Raw genomic sequence first — 18,783 nt, forward strand, 5'->3', positions numbered from 1 at the left:
GCCTGCTCGCGATAGCGGTCTATCAGTCGATATTGCATTGACTGTCACACCGCTATCGCAAGCAGGCTCACTCCTACAGGGGATTTGTGTGCATTCAGAAATGCTGTGGGGTTGAGCGGGCGACGATGGCTTCGACATTCAGCCCGCGCGGCAACGCGCCGTAGACACGGCCGCCACCGCTCAGGCGACTGGCGATAAAGGCATCACTGACCACCGAGTTGCCAGCCTCCAGCAGCAATTTGGCCTGCAAGCCCAGGGCAATGTCTTCGGTCAACTGCCGCGCCCGATACTGAATGTCGCTGGTGTCCTTGAACTGCGCCTGCAATTGCTGGAGATGCGCCGCCAGACGCTTATCGCCATGCCCGTCACCCAATTCGCTGAACAACACGTCCAGCACACCCGGCTCTTTCGACAGCGCGCGGAGCACGTCCAGACACTGCACATTTCCAGAGCCTTCCCACGTCGAGTTCACCGGCGCTTCGCGGTACAGGCGCGGCAGGATGCTGTCCTCGACATAGCCGGCACCGCCCATGCATTCCGCCGCTTCGTTGATCATTCCCGGCGCCCGCTTGCAGATCCAGTATTTACCCACCGCCGTCACCAGCCGCGCGAATTGTGCTTCGTGGCGATCATCCAGATGATCCAGCGCCTTGCCCATGCGCAGGCTCAGCGCCAGTGCGGCCTCGCTCTCGAGCGCCAGATCGGCCAGGACGTTCTGCATCAATGGCTGTTCGCTGAGCAATTTGCCGCCGACCGTGCGGTGTGCACAGTGATGGCTGGCCTGGGTCAGCGCCTGACGCATCAGCGAGCTGGAACCGACCATGCAATCGAAGCGCGTCATCGCAACCATTTCAATGATCGTCGGCACGCCGCGCCCTTCTTCGCCAATCATCCATGCCAGCGCGCCACGAAACTCCACTTCACTGGAGGCGTTGGACTGATTGCCGAGTTTGTTTTTCAGGCGCTGGATGTAGAACTGATTGCGCGTGTCGTCCGGGCGATGACGCGGCAGCAGGAAGCAACTCAAACCCTTGTCAGTTTGCGCCAGGGTGAGAAACGCATCGCACATCGGCGCCGAACAGAACCACTTGTGCCCGACCAGCTCATACGCCTGGCCCGGGCCGCTGGCGCCGACCGGATACGCTTTGGTGGTGTTGGCGCGCACGTCGGTGCCGCACTGTTTTTCGGTCATCGCCATGCCGATGGTCACACCGGCCTTGTGTGCCATGCCGACGTTGCGCGGATCGTATTCAGTAGCAAGGACTTTGGGCAGCCACTGTTCGGCCAGCTCTGGCTGCAAGCGCAAGGCCGGCACGCTGGCGAAGGTCATGGTCAGCGGGCAACCGCTGCCGGCCTCGGCCTGGCTGTGCAGATACGTCATCGACGCGCGGGCGACATGCGCGCCTTCCTGCGGATGAGCCCACGGCAGCGAGGTCAGGCCATGTTCGATCGCGGTGCGCATCAGCTCGTGGTAAGCCGGGTGAAATTCGACCAGATCGATACGATGACCGTAGCGGTCATGGCTGGCGAATACCGGTTTGTTCTGGTTGGCAAGGAACCCGGCTTCCATCAGCGGGCCACCGGCGAGTGCGCCGTAGGCGTCGATCCGCGACTCGGCCCAACCGGCGCCGAACCGCCGCGACCACTCCTGCAAAGGCAGGTCGATGCGGTACAGGTTGGTGCCGTCCAGCGACGGTGGCTGGTTGGTGACTTCGTGGGTTTCGGCGAACTGATGCAGGTTCATGGCAAGGCTCCTTGTTCAGCAATGCCACCAGTTAAGCACTGGTGCTTTTTTGAACAAAGTGTCATACGCGCCGTTATTGCGGCGCTTTTACCCCATCAGCAGCTAAGCACCCGACGCTCCAGCGCAGCCTGCAAATCCTCGAATTTCACCGGTTTGTGCAGATAATCGATGGCTGCGCCAGGAGCGCAGGGTTCACGGTCAGCCGTCAACGCCAGCATGAACACCGGCACATCGGCGCAGCCGGGCAAGGCGTGAATCTGGCAGCACAACGACGCGCCCTCGTGGCGGGACATCTGGCAATCGATCAACACTGCATCGAAGGTTTCGCGCTGCAGGCAGTCCAGCGCCGCCACGCCGTTGTCGGCACTGCGTACGCGAAAGCCGAGCTTGAGCAACATGCCGCGCATCACCAGTTGATTGACGCTGTTGTCGTCGACCAGCAGCACCGTGCAGTCCTGCGGTGCCCGTGCGCAATCACGCGTTGGTGCTGGCGCTGTCTCGACCAGCGGCAGCGCAAATTCGACGTCCAGTTGAAAGCGACTGCCGCTGCCCGGCTCGGAACGGTGCGTGAGCTTGCCACCGAGCAATTCCACCAACTGCCGGCAGATCGCCAGGCCAACGCCCAGTCCACCGTACTCGCGGGTCATGGAGCCGTCGAGCTGGAAAAAACGCTGATACAACGTCGCCTCACCCAGATCGGAGAAACCGATGCCGCTGTCGATCACCGCGAACGACAGCGCCAGACGATTGCCGGTCGAGGGCTTGCCGGTCACCCGCAACGCCAGCCCGCCGACCCGCGTGAATTTGATCGCGTTATCGAGCAGGCACTCCAGGCATTGCGCCAGTTTTGCGCTGTCGCCGAGCAGGCGATCCGGCAGAGTCGGCAGCACCTCGACCTTGAAGTCCAGCGACTTGCTCGCCGCGTTGCCCGCGAACTGAGTGCGTAGTGCTTCAATCACACCGCGCAGGCTGAAACTGGCCGACGTCGCTGTCAGCTTGCCGGCCTGCAATTCGGTGAGGGTGAGAATGCCGTTGACCATACGCATCATGTCCCGCGCGGAACCGGCGGCGGTCTGTTGATACTGCTCAAGTTCTGCGTCCATCTCGACGGTTTGCATCAGCTCCAGCGAACCGATCACACCGTTCATCGGCGTGCGCAGCTCGTGGGTCAGGGTCGCGAGGAATTCGTCCTTGAGCTTGTTGCTGTGGGCCAGTTGCTGGTTGAGCACTTCGAGTTTCTGCCCGGCGTCGTACAGGGTCTGCGCCTGTTGCTCGCGCATCGCGTTGATGCGGTCGGCCAACGCCAGCGACAGCAGCGCCACTTCGATGGCCGAGCCGATCTGGCTGGCGTACATGGTCAGGAACACGTTGGGCAGTAGACCGAGCACCATCAATGTGTTGACGATGCCGCCGAGCAGAAACGCCGACCAGGCGATGATGAAATAACGGGCCACGCGCAAGCCCCGCCACCAGGCCAGCAGACCGGCGGCGAAAATAACGATGGTAAAGGTCAGCGCCAGCGTCGTCGCCAGGCGCAACGCCAGTGCGTAACTGGCCATCAGCGACAGACCGACCACCAGCGCGCCAAACGCAATCAGGGCTATCAGCAATCGGTCGAGCCAGCGGCTGTGGGTCTTGGTCTGCAGGAAACTGCGCGCGAACTGACTGCCGAACAAGCCTGCGCAACCGATGAAGAACGGCGTCGCAGCGTTCGCCCACCACGGGTTGTCGGGCCAGAAGTACTCCACCGCCGCGCCGTTCACCGACAGCTGATAAAGGCCGAACGAAGCAATGTAGAAAATGTAATAGAGGTAGCTGGTGTCGCGCACGCTCAAGAAGATGAACAGGTTATAGACCAGCATCCCCAGCAGCACGCCATAAATGATGCCCAGCACATACAGGCGCACCGGCTGGTCTTCGAGGTACGCGGTACTCGACCACAACGTTACCGGTGCCTGAATCGAGCCTTCACTGGCCAGTCGCAGGTACACGGTCTGCTGTTGATCCGCCTTGAACGCAAGGTCGAACAGGTAGTTGTTCTGGCGGATCTCACGGCTGGCGAAGGGCAAGGCGTCGCCGGTCTGGCGGACCAGACGATAATTGCCCTGGGCATCGGCCAGGTACAGGTCGAGATGGTCGAGCGGTGGATACGCCAGCTCCAGCAGCCAGGTGCGCTGGGCGGCGGGATTGCTCGGGCGATAATGCAGGTCGATTTTCAGCCAGAACGCCGAACGCGAATAACCGGCGTTGAGCGTGGCTTTATCGTGCGGTTTGAACTGGCCGGCGGCGGCTTGCGCGCGAACATCGGCAATGCTCGCCTGACCGCTGGGGTCTTCGAACACTTGCAGCGACCGGCCCAGAGGCAGGCTCTGGGTGAATTCGTCGAATTCGACGGCGCTCGCCAGGAGGGGCAAGCAGAACAGCAACATCAGCAAATAGCGCATTGAAGCCCCAGCGTGGCTCGTCCGGTTGTGTCAGGAAGCCCCCCATTCCCTTTGAGTAGACGTAAAACCGGTATTACCTGTTATTGGTTTGGATCCAGACTAGCATAGCCGTTGATGGCCATTGAGCACCATTGAAATTTTTCCTACAAAGGCTCTAGAACGGGCGTTTCAGAGCAAAGCAGCGACCTAGAGCTGTTGCATTGGTCAACTTGCGACGACAGCCTCCTTGATAGGTGACCAATTGTGGCGAGGGGATTTATCCCCGTTCGGCTGCGAAGCAGTCGCAAGTCCATCCAGCGATGGTGTGTCAGAAAGAACCGGATTGCAGGGTTTGGGGCCGCTTCGCAGCCCAACGGGGATAAATCCCCTCGCCACAAATGTGCTCCAAATAAAGACTGCGGGGTTGTCCGACAATCTGCTCGCAAACAACGTCAGTACTGAACCCGAAAATCAGCTTTGGTGGTAAGCTCGCGCACCATGAATATCTACAGCTCCCGCCCCGTTGTCCTCTGTCTCTCCGGCCACGACCCCAGTGGTGGCGCCGGCTTGCAGGCAGATATCGAAGCCCTGCTCGCGCAGGGTTGCCATGCGGCTCCGGCCGTCACCGCCCTGACCGTGCAAGACACCGTCAACGTCACTGACTTTCGCGTCCTCGATCGCGAGTGGGTCCTGGCCCAGGCCAACGCCGTACTCAACGACTCCGAAGTCGCGGCGGTGAAACTGGGCATGCTCGGTTCGCTGGCGATGGTCGACACGGTGGTCGAACTGCTTTCGGCGCACCCGCACCTGCCAGTCGTTTGCGACCCGGTACTGCGTGCCGGCGGCGGCGGACGCCTGGGCAAGGACGAGGTCGGCTATGCGATGCGCGAGCGTCTGCTGCCGCTGTCGATCATTGCCACCCCCAATCTTCCTGAAGCCCGCATCCTCGCCGAACTGCCCGAAGGCACTGCGGATGAGTGCGCGGAAAAACTTCTGCCGTTCGTCAAAAACCTGCTGATCACCGGCGGTCACGGCGACGAAACTGAAATCCACAACCGCGTGTACAGCCGCGACGGCCTGCGCGAAACCTTTATCTGCCAGCGCCTGCCGGGCAGCTATCACGGCTCCGGCTGCACCCTCGCCAGTGCGCTGGCCGGCCGCCTGGCCCAGGGCGAACACCTGGCCAGCGCCGTGCGCAGTGCGCTGGATTACACCTGGCGCACCCTGCGCGATGCCGAACAACTGGGCAAAGGCCAGTTCGTCCCGCGTCGCCTGCCGCTGGATTTCTGCTCGTAACGTCGTGAGGTCTGCCTGATGAAACTACGTGGCCTGTATGCCATCACCGACAGCCAACTGCTGGCCGGCAAGTTTCTGTCTTATGTCGAGGCGGCGCTGGAAGGCGGCGTCACCCTGCTGCAATACCGCGACAAGAGCAGCGACGAGGCCCGCCGCCTGCGCGAGGCCGAAGCACTGCGCAACCTGTGCGAACGCTACAAGACGCAGCTGATCATCAACGATGACGCCGAACTGGCCGCGCGCCTCAACGTCGGCGTGCACCTGGGCCAGACCGACGGCCCACTGTCACCGACCCGCGCCCTGCTCGGTTCGAAAGCCATCATCGGCTCGACCTGCCACGCGCAAATCGCGCTGGCCGAACAGGCCGCCAAAGAAGGCGCCAGCTACGTCGCCTTCGGTCGTTTCTTCAATTCCAATACCAAGCCCGGTGCGCCGACGTGCAGCCTCGAACTGCTCGCCGAGGCCAAACGCTCACTGCACCTGCCCGTCTGCGCGATTGGCGGTATCACCCTGGATAACGCCGCGCCACTGGTCGAACACGGTGTCGATCTGCTCGCGGTGATTCATGGCCTGTTCGGCGCCGACAGCAGCGCCGAAGTGACCCGCCGCGCCCGCGCATTCAACGAACTGCTGCGTAAATAATTCGCCAAATCCTGAAGATTGAGAGCCCGATCATGTCTCGTTCCGAAACCCTGTTTGCCAATGCCCAGAAACACATTCCCGGTGGCGTCAACTCACCGGTCCGCGCGTTCAAGAGCGTGGGCGGCACGCCGCTGTTCTTCAAACACGCCGAAGGCGCCTACGTTACCGACGAAGACGACAAGCGTTATGTCGATTACGTTGGTTCGTGGGGCCCGATGATCCTCGGCCATAGCCATCCGGACGTGCTCGACGCGGTACGCAATCAGCTGCAACACGGCTTGTCGTACGGCGCGCCGACTGCGATGGAAACCGAGATGGCCGATCTGGTCTGCTCGCTGGTGCCATCGATGGACATGGTGCGCATGGTCAGCTCCGGCACCGAAGCGACCATGAGTGCGATCCGTCTGGCCCGTGGTTACACCGGCCGCGACAGCATCATCAAATTCGAAGGCTGCTACCACGGTCACTCCGACAGCCTGCTGGTCAAGGCCGGCTCCGGCGCGCTGACCCAAGGTGTACCGAGCTCGGCCGGCGTGCCGGCGGCATTCGCCAAACACACCCTGACCCTGCCGTTCAACGACATCGGCGCGGTTGAAACCATGCTCGCTGAAGTCGGCCAGGATGTGGCGTGCATCATCGTCGAGCCGGTGGCCGGCAACATGAACTGTGTGCCGCCAGCGCCGGGCTTCCTCGAAGGCCTGCGCTCGCTGTGCGACCAACATGGCGTGGTGCTGATTTTCGACGAAGTGATGACCGGTTTCCGTGTTGCCCTCGGCGGCGCCCAGGCGCACTACGGCGTGACTCCCGACTTGACCACCTTCGGCAAAATCATCGGCGGCGGCATGCCAGTGGGTTGCTTTGGTGGCAAGCGCGACATCATGGAGCGCATTGCGCCACTGGGCCCGGTGTATCAGGCGGGAACCTTGTCGGGTAATCCGCTGGCGATGGCGGCCGGTCTGACTACCCTGCGCCTGATCAGCCGCCCGGGTTTTCACGCCGAACTGACCGATTACACCACGCGCCTGCTCGACGGCTTGCAACAGCGCGCCGATGCGGCGGGCATTCCGTTCGTCACCACCCAGGCCGGCGGCATGTTCGGCCTGTACTTCAGCGGCGCCGACGACATCGTCACCTTTGAAGACGTGATGGCCAGCGATGCCGCACTGTTCGGTCGCTTCTTCCACCTGATGCTCGAAGGCGGCGTGTACCTGGCGCCGAGCGCCTTCGAAGCCGGTTTCACCTCGATTGCCCACGGCGAAGCCGAGTTGAAACTGACCCTGGACGCCGCCGAGCGCGCCTTCGCCGCACTGAAGTAAGCACCGCCCCCGCTGACGTTGGCTATCGCCAGCGTCAGCTTTCACCTACATCTGCACGGTTTTTCCGACGCGTCTGCTAAAAATGTGCGCAGAAGTGGGCGATATATTCCCCACGCAGCAGAAAAACGAGTAAAGACTTTGTAAGGATGGCCCTGCTTATTTCATAATGCGCGCTTATTGGATCCCTCGACGGGTCCGCGTGCCCTTCAGAGGTAAGTCGATTCCCATGAACCGCACCGGCCGCACCCTTGCATTGGGCTGCCTGTTGCTCCTTCAGCCCCTGCTCGCGCATGCACAAGCAGGCGGCAACTCGTTGTTGATCCCGGCGATGGGTCGTTGCACCCTCAATACTCAGCCGCAAGACGTCACGCAGGCACTGGCCGCCTGCCAGAAAGCGGCGGACGAAGGGGATGCGCAAGCGCAATACGAGTTGGGTGAGTTCTACTATGACGGCAAGAACACGCCGCGCGACCTCAATCAAGCGCTGAGCTACTTCGAAAAAGCCTCGCTGCAAGGCCACGCGCAGGCACAGTTCAAGCTCGGCACCATGTTCTTCCACGGCGAAGGCGTGCAGGCCAACAATATCCAGGCCTACATCGTGCTTAAGATGGCTGCGGTCAACGGCGCCGAAGACGCGCTGGACACAGCCGACGAAGTCTCGGAAAAAATGTCCCGCGAAGATCTCGAAACAGCGACTCAGGTGCTGGGGCAGATTTTCCGCAAGTACCTGATGGAACTGCAGAGCGCCGATGGGCGTACGCCATTCTCACCACTGCCCTAAGGGCTGTGGAGGTTAACTGTGGCGAGGGGATTTAGCGAAACGTCGCACCGCCCCGTTCGGCTGCGCAGCAGTCGCAAATCCATTCAGCGAGGTGTGTCAGACAGAACCGGATTGCAGGGTTTGGGGCCGCTTTGCAGCCCAGCGGGGATAAATCCCCTCGCCACAAACTCATTCCAATGCAGAATCTGTTTTTACTTCTCAGGCATCGGCATCGGGAACGGCATCACGTTGCCGACCGCGCCGCGGGCCTCGCTGATTTTCGGGGTGCCCAGACGTTCGACTTCGTCGATGCGCACGATCGAGTGCATCGGCACAAAGCTGCGCACCACGCCTTCGAACTGCGCCTTGAGCTTCTCTTCGCTCGGGTCGACGACCACTTGCGTGCGCTCGCCAAAGACGAATTCTTCCACTTCCAGAAAGCCCCACAGATCACTTTGATAGATCTGCTTGGCGTACATTTCGAACACCTGGCCCTGGTTGAGGAATATCACCTTGTAGATTGGAGCTTCGCGTTTGGTCATGGCGGACGGATAACATCGGGGAGAAAAATGAGGGCGCGAACTATAGCATAGCCACCGGACGCACAGCGGTAGGAACCTGACGGCTTGTTCCCTATAATGCGCGGTTCTTTGAATCACGTGACGACACTAATCCATGGCCAAGAAGCTTTACATCGAAACCCACGGTTGCCAGATGAACGAGTACGACAGCTCGCGCATGGTCGATCTGCTGGGTGAACATCAGGCCCTGGAAGTCACCGCCCGCGCGGAAGACGCCGACGTGATTCTGCTCAACACCTGCTCGATCCGCGAACGTGCCCAGGACCGCGTGTACTCGCAACTGGGCCGCTGGCGCGAGCTGAAACTGGCCAACCCGGACATGGTCATCGCCGTCGGCGGTTGCGTGGCCAGTCAGGAAGGCGCGGCAATTCGTGACCGCGCTCCTTACGTCGACGTGGTGTTCGGCCCGCAGACCCTGCACCGTCTGCCGGAGATGATTGACGCCGCGCGTCTCACCAAACTGCCGCAGGTCGACGTCTCGTTCCCGGAAATCGAAAAGTTCGACCACCTGCCCGAGCCGCGTATCGATGGGCCGAGCGCCTATGTCTCGGTGATGGAAGGCTGCAGCAAGTACTGCACGTTCTGCGTGGTGCCGTATACCCGTGGCGAAGAAGTCAGCCGGCCATTTGACGACGTGATCGCCGAGATCATCCACCTTGCCGAGCACGGCGTGCGCGAAGTAACCCTGCTGGGGCAGAACGTCAACGGCTATCGCGGCTTGACCCACGACGGTCGTCTGGCCGATCTGGCCGAGCTGATTCGTGTGGTCGCCGCCGTCGACGGCATCGACCGCATCCGCTACACCACCTCGCACCCGCTGGAATTCTCCGACAGCCTGATTCAGGCCCACGCCGAAGTGCCGGAGCTGGTCAAGCACCTGCATTTACCGGTGCAGTCGGGCTCCGACCGGATCCTCGCGGCGATGAAGCGCAACCACACGGCGCTGGAGTACAAGTCCAAGCTGCGCAAACTGCGCGCCGCCGTGCCGGGGATCTGCATCAGTTCGGACTTTATCGTGGGCTTCCCGGGTGAAACCGAGAAAGACTTCGAACAAACCATGAAGCTGATTGCCGATGTCGGCTTCGACTTCTCCTATTCGTTCGTTTATAGCCAACGCCCGGGCACGCCCGCCGCCGATCTGGCCGACGACACCCCGGAAGAGTTGAAGAAAGAACGCCTCAACGCGCTGCAACATCGTTTGAATCAGCAGGGCTTCGAGATCAGCCGACAAATGGTCGGTTCGATCCAGCGCATTCTGGTGACCGATTATTCGAAGAAAGATCCGGGCGAGCTGCAAGGGCGCACCGAGAATAACCGTATCGTCAACTTCCGCTGCGACAATCCAACCCTGATCGGCCAGTTCGCCGACGTGCACATTGACGCGGCGCAACCGCACTCGCTGCGCGGCTCTTTAATTCAATAACGCCGCATTTCCCTTGTGGGAGCGGGCTTGCCCGCGAAAACGGTGTATCAGCAACGTTGATGGCGGCTGACACGACGCTTTCGCGAGCAAGCCCGCTCCCACAGGTCAAGCGCAGCGGCGCTTATCGGCTGAGCTATTTAAGAGCTTTCGCACCCAAGCCACTGGCGTTATCCTTGATTTCATCTTAATTGCCCCAGGGCGGCTAAATACGACCTTGAACGCACCCATCGAACCACATCGTTTTATTCTCGAGCCCTTTGAGGCTCGCCGCTTCGCCAATCTGTGCGGGCAATTCGACGAGCATTTGCGCTTGATCGAACAGCGCCTGACCATCGAGATCCGCAACCGCGGAAACCAGTTCGAGCTGATCGGCGATCCCAAGCTCACCACATCTGCGGAAAACCTGCTGCGCCGCCTGTACCGGGAAACCAAGGGGACCGAGCTGTCGCCGGACCTGGTGCACCTGTTCCTTCAGGAATCAGCCGCCGAGCAGATGGACAACCACTCTCCTGCCGAACCGTCCGTCGCCCTGCGCACCAAAAAAGGCATGATTCGCCCGCGCGGCCTGAATCAGCTGCGCTACGTGAAGGAAATCCTCGGCAACGACATCAACTTCGGCATTGGCCCGGCCGGTACCGGCAAGACTTATCTGGCCGTGGCCTGCGCTGTCGATGCGCTGGAACGCGAGCAGATTCGCCGCATCCTGCTGGTGCGTCCGGCGGTCGAAGCGGGCGAAAAGCTCGGCTTCCTGCCCGGTGACCTCGCACAGAAGATCGACCCGTACCTGCGCCCGCTCTATGACGCACTCTACGAGATGCTCGGATTCGAGTACGTGGCCAAGCTGATCGAGAAGCAAGTGATCGAAGTCGCTCCGCTGGCTTACATGCGCGGTCGCACGCTGAACAACAGCTTCATCATTCTCGACGAAAGCCAGAACACCACGGTCGAGCAGATGAAGATGTTCCTCACCCGGATCGGCTTCGGCTCCACCGCGGTTATCACCGGCGACATCACCCAGGTCGACCTGCCACGCGGCACCAAGTCCGGCCTGCATCATGTGATCGAAGTGCTCAAAGACGTGCCGGGCATCAGCTTCACTCACTTCCAGCCTAAAGACGTGGTGCGCCATCCATTGGTGCAGCGGATTGTCGAAGCCTACGAGCGCTTCGAAAGCCGCGCCGATGCGCCAAAGGAAGCCCCGCGCGATGCTTGAGCTGGATCTGCAAATCGCCACCGAAGCGTCGGCGCCGAGTGAAACCGAATTCCGCCAATGGTGCGAACTGGCCCTGCGCCAGCGCACCGCCGACTCGGAGATGACCATTCGTCTGGTCGGCGAGGACGAAGGCCGCGAACTCAATCACACCTGGCGTCACAAGGATTACGCGACCAACGTCCTGTCGTTCCCGGCCGAAGTGCCTGACGAGTTTCTCGACATCCCGCTGCTCGGTGATCTGGTGATCTGCGTGGCGGTGGTCGAACGCGAGGCCGCCGAGCAGGGCAAGGCACTCAACGCCCACTGGGCACATCTGGTCATTCACGGCTGCTTGCATCTGCTCGGTTACGACCATATAGATGACGAAGAAGCCGAGGAAATGGAAGCACTGGAACGCGAGTTGCTTGCTGAACTGGGCTATCCCGATCCGTACGCGGACGACGAAACCGAACACTCCCCCATCGTTACAACAAAGGATTCAGAGTAATCGCTATGAGCGAAGATCGATCGAGCAACGGGCAGAAGTCATGGCTGGGTAAACTCACCCAGGCTTTTGCCCACGAGCCGAAGAACCGTCAGGAGCTGCTTGAGCTGCTGCGCGATGCACATCAGAACAAATTGCTGGACAGCGAAGCGCTGGCCATCGTCGAAGGCGCCATTCAAGTGGCTGACCTGCAAGTTCGCGACATCATGGTGCCGCGCTCGCAGATGATCAGCATCAAGGCGACCCAGACACCCCGCGAATTCCTCCCTGCCGTGGTCGACTCGGCCCACTCGCGCTATCCGGTGATTGGCGAAAGCCACGATGACGTGATGGGCGTGTTGCTGGCCAAGGACTTGCTGCCGCTGATCCTCAAGGAAAACGGCGACAGCTTCAACATCAAGGACCTGCTGCGCCCGGCCACCTTCGTGCCGGAGTCCAAGCGCCTGAACGTGTTGCTGCGTGAATTTCGCGCCAACCACAACCATATGGCCATCGTCATCGACGAATACGGCGGCGTGGCGGGTCTGGTGACCATCGAAGACGTGCTCGAGCAAATCGTCGGCGACATCGAAGACGAACACGACGTCGAAGAAGACAGCTACATCAAGCCGCTGCCCAGCGGTGATTTCCTGATCAAGGCGCTGACGCCGATCGAGAACTTCAACGAGTTCTTCGACAGCGAATTCTCCGACGACGAGTTCGATACCGTTGGCGGTCTGGTGATGAGCGCGTTCGGGCACTTGCCAAAACGCAACGAAATCACTGAAATCGGCGCCTATCGTTTCCGCATCCTGAACGCCGACAGCCGTCGGATTCATTTGCTGCGACTCACGCCAATTGCTCGGTAAAGAAATCTAAGGATTGGGGTATGTCATCAGCTATTTCCTGCATCGCGTTGCGCCTGAAAGCGGGCCAGGCAAGGCGCAGTCCGTAGGGAATGGCATTCCCTTTCCAAGGACTGCAACGCAGCATGGCCCGCTTTCAGGCACAACCCGGAGGGCCGGGCCTGCTGTTACGTAGGGCTGCGTTACTCGTCGCTCATTTGAAAAACCAAACCACACTCCTCGTGCCTTGCCCTACGTAACAGCAGGCCCGGCGCGATACAGGAAATAGCTGATGACATACCCCCTGCGCTGGACAACCCGCCCCGGCTGGCCCGGTAACCTGCTGGCCGTGGCGGCCGGTGCAATCACCACGTTCGCTCTTGCTCCGTTCAACATCTGGCCGCTGGCGTTGCTGGCGGTCGGTCTGTTCTATGCCGGTTTGCGTGAACTGAACCCGCGTCAGGCGCTGGGCCGTGGCTGGTGCTTCGGCTTTGGCCTGTTCGGCGCCGGCACCAGCTGGATCTATTACAGCATTCACCATTTCGGCGGCGCTTCGGTATTGCTGGCCGGGTTCCTGATGCTGCTGTTCACGGCGGCGATTGCCTGGTTCTTCGCCCTGCCTGCCTGGCTATGGGCGCGCTGGTTGCGCCGTAACGAAGCACCGCTGGCCGATGCGTTGGCGTTCGCTGCGCTGTGGGTCGGCCAGGAAGCGTTCCGCGGCTGGTTCCTCACCGGTTTCCCTTGGTTGTATTCCGGTTACAGCCAGCTCGACGGCCCGCTGTCGGGACTCGCGCCAGTCGGCGGCATGTGGCTGGTGTCGTTCGTGCTGGCGTTGACGGCAGCGTTGATCTACAACGCGCCGCGCCTGTTGCAGGCTCGTCGCAAGGGCTTTATCGCCGCCGGTGTGTTGCTGCTCGTTGGCCCTTGGGCGGCGGGGATCGCCTTGAAAGGTCACGCCTGGACCAGTCCGTCCGGTGCACCGCTGACGGTCGCCGCGATTCAGGGCAACGTCGCGCAAAGCATGAAATGGGACCCGGCCGAGCTCAACGCGCAACTCGCGTTGTACCGCGATCTGAGTTTCCGTTCCAAACCGGTCGACCTGCTGATCTGGCCGGAAACCGCCGTGCCGGTGCTCAAGGAGTCCGCCGAGGGCTACCTGACGATGATGGGCACGTTCGCCGCCGAGCGTAAATCGGCGTTGATCACCGGCGTACCGATTCGCCAGACCGTGCACCACGAACGCCGCTTCTACAACGGCATCACCGTGGTGGGCGAAGGCGATGGCACGTATCTCAAGCAGAAACTGGTGCCATTCGGCGAATACGTACCCTTGCAGGACGTGCTGCGCGGACTGATCGCATTCTTCGACTTGCCGATGTCCGACTTCGCTCGTGGCCCGTCCGATCAGGCGTTGTTGCAGGCCAAGGGTTATCAGATAGCACCGTTCATCTGCTACGAAGTGGTCTACCCGGAATTTGCCGCCGGGCTGTCGGCACGCAGCGATCTGTTGCTGACGATCAGCAACGACACCTGGTTCGGCACTTCGATCGGCCCGCTGCAACATCTGCAGATGGCGCAGATGCGCGCGCTGGAAGCCGGCCGCTGGATGATCCGCGCGACCAATAACGGCGTGACCGGCCTGATCAACCCGTTCGGGCAGATCACCGAGCAGATTCCGCAGTTCGAACAGGGCGTGCTGTACGGCGAAGTGGTGCCGATGCACAACCTGACGCCATACCTGCAATGGCGTTCGTGGCCGCTGATCATTGTCTGCTTGCTGCTGTTTGGCTGGGCGCTGATGGCGAACCGGATGTCGAAAACCCTTTAAAAGCTTCGCGAGCAGGCTCGCTCCCACATTTGGAATGCATTTCAATGTGGGAGCGAGCCTGCTCGCGAAGAGTGCATTAACAGCACCGAGTCAATTGTGGTGGGCATCACCTCGGTAAAACAACGAATACCCCACCTGCCCCACCGCCTCGTTAAGCAACTGCCCGCTCTGCCAGATCGATTTGAACTCCGGCAACCAGCCACCAAATGGCCGGGCATTGTCGGTGCCGAGAAAACCCACCGGTGCCGGCACCACCTCAAAACCCGCCTGCTCAAAGCTCCACACTGCACGCGGCATATGCCACGCCTGCGTGACCACGACGACACGTTTGATCCCTTGCGGCAGCAACATGCCGGCGCTGAATTTGGCGTTTTCCCAAGTGGTGCGACTTTCGCCTTCCTGCCAACGCACCGGCATGCCGAAGTCATCGCGCAACGAATCAGCCATCAACTTCGCCTCGGTTGGCGGCGTACCGTAATGCAGGCCGCCACTGGTCAGGATCGGCAGGCCAGACGCCTTCGCCAGACGCGCCGCGTAACGCTGGCGCTCAAGCCCGATACCGGTCGGCTGATCGTCGCCCCAGGCCAGATCGCCACGCTCACGCCCCGAACCCAGCACCACAATCGCCTCGGCACGCTGCGCCAGCGTCGCCCACTCTTCGCGGGCCAACGGCGGCTGGCGTTCGAGCGCCTTGGCGCCCCACTGCACGACCACCGGCAGGCTCATCAGCCAGAGGCCGCCAAAGCCAATGGCGAAGCACACCCCGGCCAGTCGCGGCCGCGAGCGGCGCAACCACCAGGCGGCGAGCAACAGCAATAAAAGAATGCCGGGCGGCAAGAGCAGTTGTTTGACGAAATAACGAAACGGCATCGGGCATCTCCAGAGATGCCCGAAGCCTAAGTGGCTTAATCCAATGCGACAACCGCCAGGGTCGGATCCTGTTGAAAAAGATCCCGTTTTTGCCCTGCCATGGGGTTACTTGGCCTGCAGAGAACGAACCTTGACGGCCTCTCTGGCCGGCTTCTTGTCCTTGAGCCAGATGACCTTGGCCGAATGAGCCGCATCGAGCTGCTTCACTGCTTGTGACAGGCATCCGTGGGTTTCACGCTCACTTCGATCCAGATAGGCCTTGACCAGTTTGAACTCGGCGGGGCTCAAGCCACGCAGTTCCAGTTCCAGGGGGCGCTCGTCGCGCAGCCGGTCAGCGGTTTTCAAGGCGTCCAGGGCCGTGCCCAGACGATCGATCAGCCTTTCGTACAACTCGGGTTTCGTTACGTTTTTTTTCCGTTGCTCCACCATCCCTCACCTCATTGAAGATAAGACTCACTCCCCAGTTAGAGCTTAGCTTCGCTGCGCAAACCGGCTACACGCCGCGACCAACGGCCCTCGCTGCGCTTTGACCGGGCCCACCCGCTGTAATCAGGGTTTCCCTAGGCCAAGCGCGGTCATGTATGCTACGGCGCTTCCTGTCATTCCACTTCCAGCGCACCCGGGCCATCCCGAATGCTGCCGTCGAAGAGGATTAGGCCACCCCTATCCAGTACAAAAGTAGCCATGCACGAACAATATCAGCCCCGTGAGATCGAAGCCGCCGCCCAATCGTTCTGGGACGAGCAAAAGTCCTTTGAAGTCAGTGAACAGCCAGGCAAGGAAACCTACTACTGCCTGTCGATGTTCCCTTACCCCAGCGGCAAGCTGCACATGGGGCACGTGCGCAACTACACCATCGGCGACGTGATCTCCCGCTATCAGCGCATGCAAGGCAAGAACGTCCTGCAACCGATGGGTTGGGACGCCTTTGGCATGCCGGCAGAAAACGCCGCGATGAAAAACAACGTCGCGCCGGCCAAATGGACCTACGAAAACATCGCCTACATGAAGTCGCAGCTGCGCAGCCTCGGCCTTGCGGTCGACTGGTCCCGTGAAGTGACCACCTGCAAGCCGGACTACTACCGCTGGGAACAATGGCTGTTCACGCGTCTGTTCGAAAAAGGCGTGATCTACCGCAAGAACGGTACCGTGAACTGGGACCCGGTCGACCAGACCGTGCTGGCCAACGAGCAAGTCATCGACGGTCGCGGCTGGCGCTCCGGCGCGCTGATCGAAAAGCGCGAAATCCCGATGTACTACTTCAAGATCACCGCCTACGCGGATGAGCTGCTGGAAAGCCTCGACGAACTGACGGGCTGGCCGGAACAGGTCAAGACCATGCAGCGCAACTGGATCGGCAAGTCCCGTGGCATGGAAGTGCAATTCCCGTACAACGTCGACTCGATCGGCGAAGCCGGTACCTTGAAAGTCTTCACTACCCGTCCGGACACCCTGATGGGCGCGACCTACGTCGCCGTTGCTGCCGAACACCCGCTGGCCAGCCTGGCCGCGCAGAACAACCCTGAGCTGCAAGCGTTCATCGCCGAATGCAAGGGCGGCAGCGTCGCTGAAGCCGACGTCGCCACCCAAGAGAAAAAAGGCCTGCCGACCGGCCTGTTCGTCGAGCACCCGCTGACCGGTGAAAAACTCCCGGTGTGGGTCGCCAACTATGTGCTGATGCACTACGGCGACGGCGCGGTCATGGCCGTACCGGCCCACGACGAGCGTGATTTCGAATTCGCCCACAAGTACAACCTGCCGGTGAAATCGGTGGTGCGCACCAGCTCCGGTGATACCAACCCCGCGCCGTGGCAAGACGCCTATGGCGAGCATGGCACGCTGATCAACTCCGGCGAATTCGACGGCCTGGACTTCGCGGGCGCATTCGACGCCATGGAAGTCGCCCTGATCAAGAAGGAACTGGGCGCCTCCCGTACCCAGTTCCGCCTGCGCGACTGGGGCATCAGCCGTCAGCGCTACTGGGGCTGCCCGATCCCGATCATCCACTGCGATGCGTGCGGTGACGTACCGGTGCCGGAAGACCAACTGCCTGTCGTGCTGCCGGAAGACGTGGTGCCGGACGGCGCCGGTTCGCCGCTGGCGCGCATGCCGGAGTTCTATGAGTGCAGCTGCCCGAAATGCGGCGCGCCGGCCAAACGCGAAACCGACACCATGGACACCTTCGTCGAGTCGTCGTGGTACTACGCCCGCTACGCCTCGCCGCACTTTGAAGGTGGTCTGGTCGAAAAATCCGCGGCGGATCACTGGCTGCCGGTCGATCAATACATTGGCGGTATCGAACACGCGATTCTGCACCTGCTCTATGCGCGCTTCTTCCACAAGCTGATGCGCGACGAAGGCCTGGTCAGTTCCAACGAGCCGTTCAAGAACCTGCTGACCCAGGGCATGGTGATCGCCGAGACTTACTATCGTCGCGAAGCCAACGGTGCCTACACCTGGTTCAACCCGGCGGACGTGGAACTTGAGCGTGACAGCAAAGCCAAGGTCATCAGCGCCAAGCTGAAGTCAGACGGCCTGCCGGTGGAAATCGGCGGCACGGAGAAGATGGCCAAGTCGAAGAACAACGGCGTCGACCCGCAGTCGATGATCGATCAGTTCGGCGCCGACACCTGCCGCCTGTTCATGATGTTCGCCTCGCCGCCCGACATGAGCGCGGAATGGTCGGACTCCGGTGTTGAAGGCTCGCACCGTTTCCTCAAGCGCGTCTGGCGTCTGGCCCAGTCCCACGTTACCCAGGGCTTGCCGGGCAAACTGGACATCGCAGGCCTGAGCGACGAGCAGAAAGCCGTTCGTCGCGCCATTCACCTGGCGATCAAGCAAGCCAGCCATGACGTTGGCCAGAACCACAAATTCAACACCGCCATCGCCCAGGTCATGACGCTGATGAACGTGCTGGAAAAAGCCGCGCAAGGCACCGAACAGGACCGCGCGCTGCTGCACGAAGGGCTGGAAGCGGTCACGCTGCTGCTGGCGCCGATCACCCCGCACATCAGCCACGAACTGTGGAAGCAACTGGGTCACGCCGACGCCGTGATCGACGCAGGCTGGCCGGCGGTGGACGAAAGCGCACTGGTGCAGGACAACCTGACTCTGGTTATTCAGGTCAACGGCAAGCTGCGCGGCCAGATCGAGATGCCGGCCAGCGCGACCCGCGAAGAAGTCGAAGCGGCCGCTCGGGTCAACGAAAACGTGTTGCGCTTCGTCGATGGCCTGACGATTCGTAAAGTGATCGTGGTGCCGGGCAAACTGGTCAACATCGTTGCCAGCTAAATTGGATTGGGTGTCGGGCTTGCCCGGCGCCCTGTAAAACCTTTCGGGCCGCCGGGTCGGCCCACATGGTTTCAAGGGGAGCAACACA

The 18,783-nt window shown here is 61.2% G+C and carries 15 protein-coding genes; 10 read left to right on the forward strand and 5 right to left on the reverse strand.

All coding sequences use genetic code 11. The features are described from left to right. Positions 1-94: 94 nt before the first annotated feature. Both HU739_RS25380 and HU739_RS25385 read right to left on the reverse strand, forming a co-directional pair. A complete protein-coding gene (locus HU739_RS25380) occupies positions 95-1,744 on the reverse strand; it encodes an acyl-CoA dehydrogenase family protein (protein ID WP_186546808.1) in 1,650 nt (549 codons plus the stop codon). A gap of 95 nt (positions 1,745-1,839) precedes the next feature. After that, on the reverse strand, positions 1,840-4,188 hold the full coding sequence (locus HU739_RS25385) for a hybrid sensor histidine kinase/response regulator (protein WP_186546807.1): 2,349 nt from the start codon (positions 4,186-4,188) through the stop codon (positions 1,840-1,842). A 477-nt stretch (positions 4,189-4,665) separates the two neighbouring features. Here HU739_RS25385 and HU739_RS25390 point away from each other — a divergent pair, with 477 nt between their 5' ends. The 4 genes from HU739_RS25390 (at position 4,666) to HU739_RS25405 (ending at position 8,202) form a co-directional block, all read left to right on the forward strand. After that, positions 4,666-5,463 carry a hydroxymethylpyrimidine/phosphomethylpyrimidine kinase gene (locus HU739_RS25390; protein ID WP_186546806.1) on the forward strand — a complete coding sequence of 266 codons (798 nt, stop codon included), beginning with the start codon at positions 4,666-4,668 and terminating at the stop codon, positions 5,461-5,463. A gap of 18 nt (positions 5,464-5,481) precedes the next feature. Then, positions 5,482-6,105, forward strand: coding sequence for a thiamine phosphate synthase (thiE, locus tag HU739_RS25395; protein WP_186546805.1), 624 nt, complete (start codon positions 5,482-5,484; stop codon positions 6,103-6,105). A gap of 32 nt (positions 6,106-6,137) precedes the next feature. After that, positions 6,138-7,421 carry a glutamate-1-semialdehyde 2,1-aminomutase gene (hemL, locus tag HU739_RS25400; protein ID WP_186546804.1) on the forward strand — a complete coding sequence of 428 codons (1,284 nt, stop codon included), beginning with the start codon at positions 6,138-6,140 and terminating at the stop codon, positions 7,419-7,421. Positions 7,422-7,647: 226 nt separating this feature from the next. Further along, complete coding sequence (locus HU739_RS25405; RefSeq protein ID WP_085612557.1) at positions 7,648-8,202, forward strand: tetratricopeptide repeat protein; 555 nt, start codon at positions 7,648-7,650, stop codon at positions 8,200-8,202. 191 nt (positions 8,203-8,393) lie between these two features. On the opposite strand, the gene HU739_RS25410 is transcribed toward HU739_RS25405, so the two are convergent. Beyond that, positions 8,394-8,723, reverse strand: coding sequence for a DUF1820 family protein (locus HU739_RS25410; protein ID WP_003185742.1), 330 nt, complete (start codon positions 8,721-8,723; stop codon positions 8,394-8,396). A 133-nt stretch (positions 8,724-8,856) separates the two neighbouring features. Here HU739_RS25410 and miaB point away from each other — a divergent pair, with 133 nt between their 5' ends. The 5 genes from miaB (at position 8,857) to lnt (ending at position 14,534) form a co-directional block, all read left to right on the forward strand. Next, the gene (gene miaB, locus HU739_RS25415) at positions 8,857-10,185 is read left to right on the forward strand and encodes a tRNA (N6-isopentenyl adenosine(37)-C2)-methylthiotransferase MiaB (RefSeq protein ID WP_186546803.1); all 1,329 of its coding nucleotides are present in this window, start codon (positions 8,857-8,859) and stop codon (positions 10,183-10,185) included. Positions 10,186-10,399: 214 nt separating this feature from the next. After that, positions 10,400-11,398, forward strand: a complete 999-nt coding sequence (locus HU739_RS25420; RefSeq protein WP_186546802.1) for a PhoH family protein — start codon at positions 10,400-10,402, stop codon at positions 11,396-11,398. Further along, positions 11,391-11,885, forward strand: coding sequence for an rRNA maturation RNase YbeY (gene ybeY, locus HU739_RS25425; RefSeq protein ID WP_186546801.1), 495 nt, complete (start codon positions 11,391-11,393; stop codon positions 11,883-11,885). The genes HU739_RS25420 and ybeY overlap by 8 nt, the downstream gene beginning before the upstream one ends. Positions 11,886-11,890: 5 nt before the next feature. Continuing rightward, positions 11,891-12,730, forward strand: a complete 840-nt coding sequence (locus HU739_RS25430) for an HlyC/CorC family transporter (protein WP_007909641.1) — start codon at positions 11,891-11,893, stop codon at positions 12,728-12,730. 280 nt (positions 12,731-13,010) lie between these two features. Continuing rightward, the gene (gene lnt, locus HU739_RS25435) at positions 13,011-14,534 is read left to right on the forward strand and encodes an apolipoprotein N-acyltransferase (RefSeq protein ID WP_186546935.1); all 1,524 of its coding nucleotides are present in this window, start codon (positions 13,011-13,013) and stop codon (positions 14,532-14,534) included. Between the two features lie 90 nt (positions 14,535-14,624). Here lnt and HU739_RS25440 read toward each other — a convergent pair whose 3' ends face one another. Next, on the reverse strand, positions 14,625-15,404 hold the full coding sequence (locus tag HU739_RS25440; RefSeq protein WP_186546800.1) for a YdcF family protein: 780 nt from the start codon (positions 15,402-15,404) through the stop codon (positions 14,625-14,627). A gap of 105 nt (positions 15,405-15,509) precedes the next feature. Then, positions 15,510-15,833 carry a hypothetical protein gene (locus HU739_RS25445; RefSeq protein ID WP_186546799.1) on the reverse strand — a complete coding sequence of 108 codons (324 nt, stop codon included), beginning with the start codon at positions 15,831-15,833 and terminating at the stop codon, positions 15,510-15,512. Between the two features lie 255 nt (positions 15,834-16,088). Here HU739_RS25445 and leuS point away from each other — a divergent pair, with 255 nt between their 5' ends. Further along, positions 16,089-18,695, forward strand: a complete 2,607-nt coding sequence (gene leuS, locus HU739_RS25450) for a leucine--tRNA ligase (RefSeq protein WP_186546798.1) — start codon at positions 16,089-16,091, stop codon at positions 18,693-18,695. The last annotated feature ends 88 nt before the right edge of the window (positions 18,696-18,783 follow it).

This window comes from Pseudomonas hamedanensis (assembly GCF_014268595.2).
Lineage (GTDB): Bacteria > Pseudomonadota > Gammaproteobacteria > Pseudomonadales > Pseudomonadaceae > Aquipseudomonas > Aquipseudomonas hamedanensis.

Coding starts and splice junctions, on each gene's coding strand:
- HU739_RS25380 (WP_186546808.1), bottom strand. CDS start 1,744: ATGAACCTGCATCAGTTCGCCGAAACCCACGAAGTCACCAACCAGCCA.
- HU739_RS25385 (WP_186546807.1), bottom strand. CDS start 4,188: ATGCGCTATTTGCTGATGTTGCTGTTCTGCTTGCCCCTCCTGGCGAGC.
- HU739_RS25390 (WP_186546806.1), top strand. CDS start 4,666: ATGAATATCTACAGCTCCCGCCCCGTTGTCCTCTGTCTCTCCGGCCAC.
- thiE (WP_186546805.1), top strand. CDS start 5,482: ATGAAACTACGTGGCCTGTATGCCATCACCGACAGCCAACTGCTGGCC.
- hemL (WP_186546804.1), top strand. CDS start 6,138: ATGTCTCGTTCCGAAACCCTGTTTGCCAATGCCCAGAAACACATTCCC.
- HU739_RS25405 (WP_085612557.1), top strand. CDS start 7,648: ATGAACCGCACCGGCCGCACCCTTGCATTGGGCTGCCTGTTGCTCCTT.
- HU739_RS25410 (WP_003185742.1), bottom strand. CDS start 8,723: ATGACCAAACGCGAAGCTCCAATCTACAAGGTGATATTCCTCAACCAG.
- miaB (WP_186546803.1), top strand. CDS start 8,857: ATGGCCAAGAAGCTTTACATCGAAACCCACGGTTGCCAGATGAACGAG.
- ybeY (WP_186546801.1), top strand. CDS start 11,391: ATGCTTGAGCTGGATCTGCAAATCGCCACCGAAGCGTCGGCGCCGAGT.
- HU739_RS25430 (WP_007909641.1), top strand. CDS start 11,891: ATGAGCGAAGATCGATCGAGCAACGGGCAGAAGTCATGGCTGGGTAAA.
- HU739_RS25440 (WP_186546800.1), bottom strand. CDS start 15,404: ATGCCGTTTCGTTATTTCGTCAAACAACTGCTCTTGCCGCCCGGCATT.
- HU739_RS25445 (WP_186546799.1), bottom strand. CDS start 15,833: ATGGTGGAGCAACGGAAAAAAAACGTAACGAAACCCGAGTTGTACGAA.
- leuS (WP_186546798.1), top strand. CDS start 16,089: ATGCACGAACAATATCAGCCCCGTGAGATCGAAGCCGCCGCCCAATCG.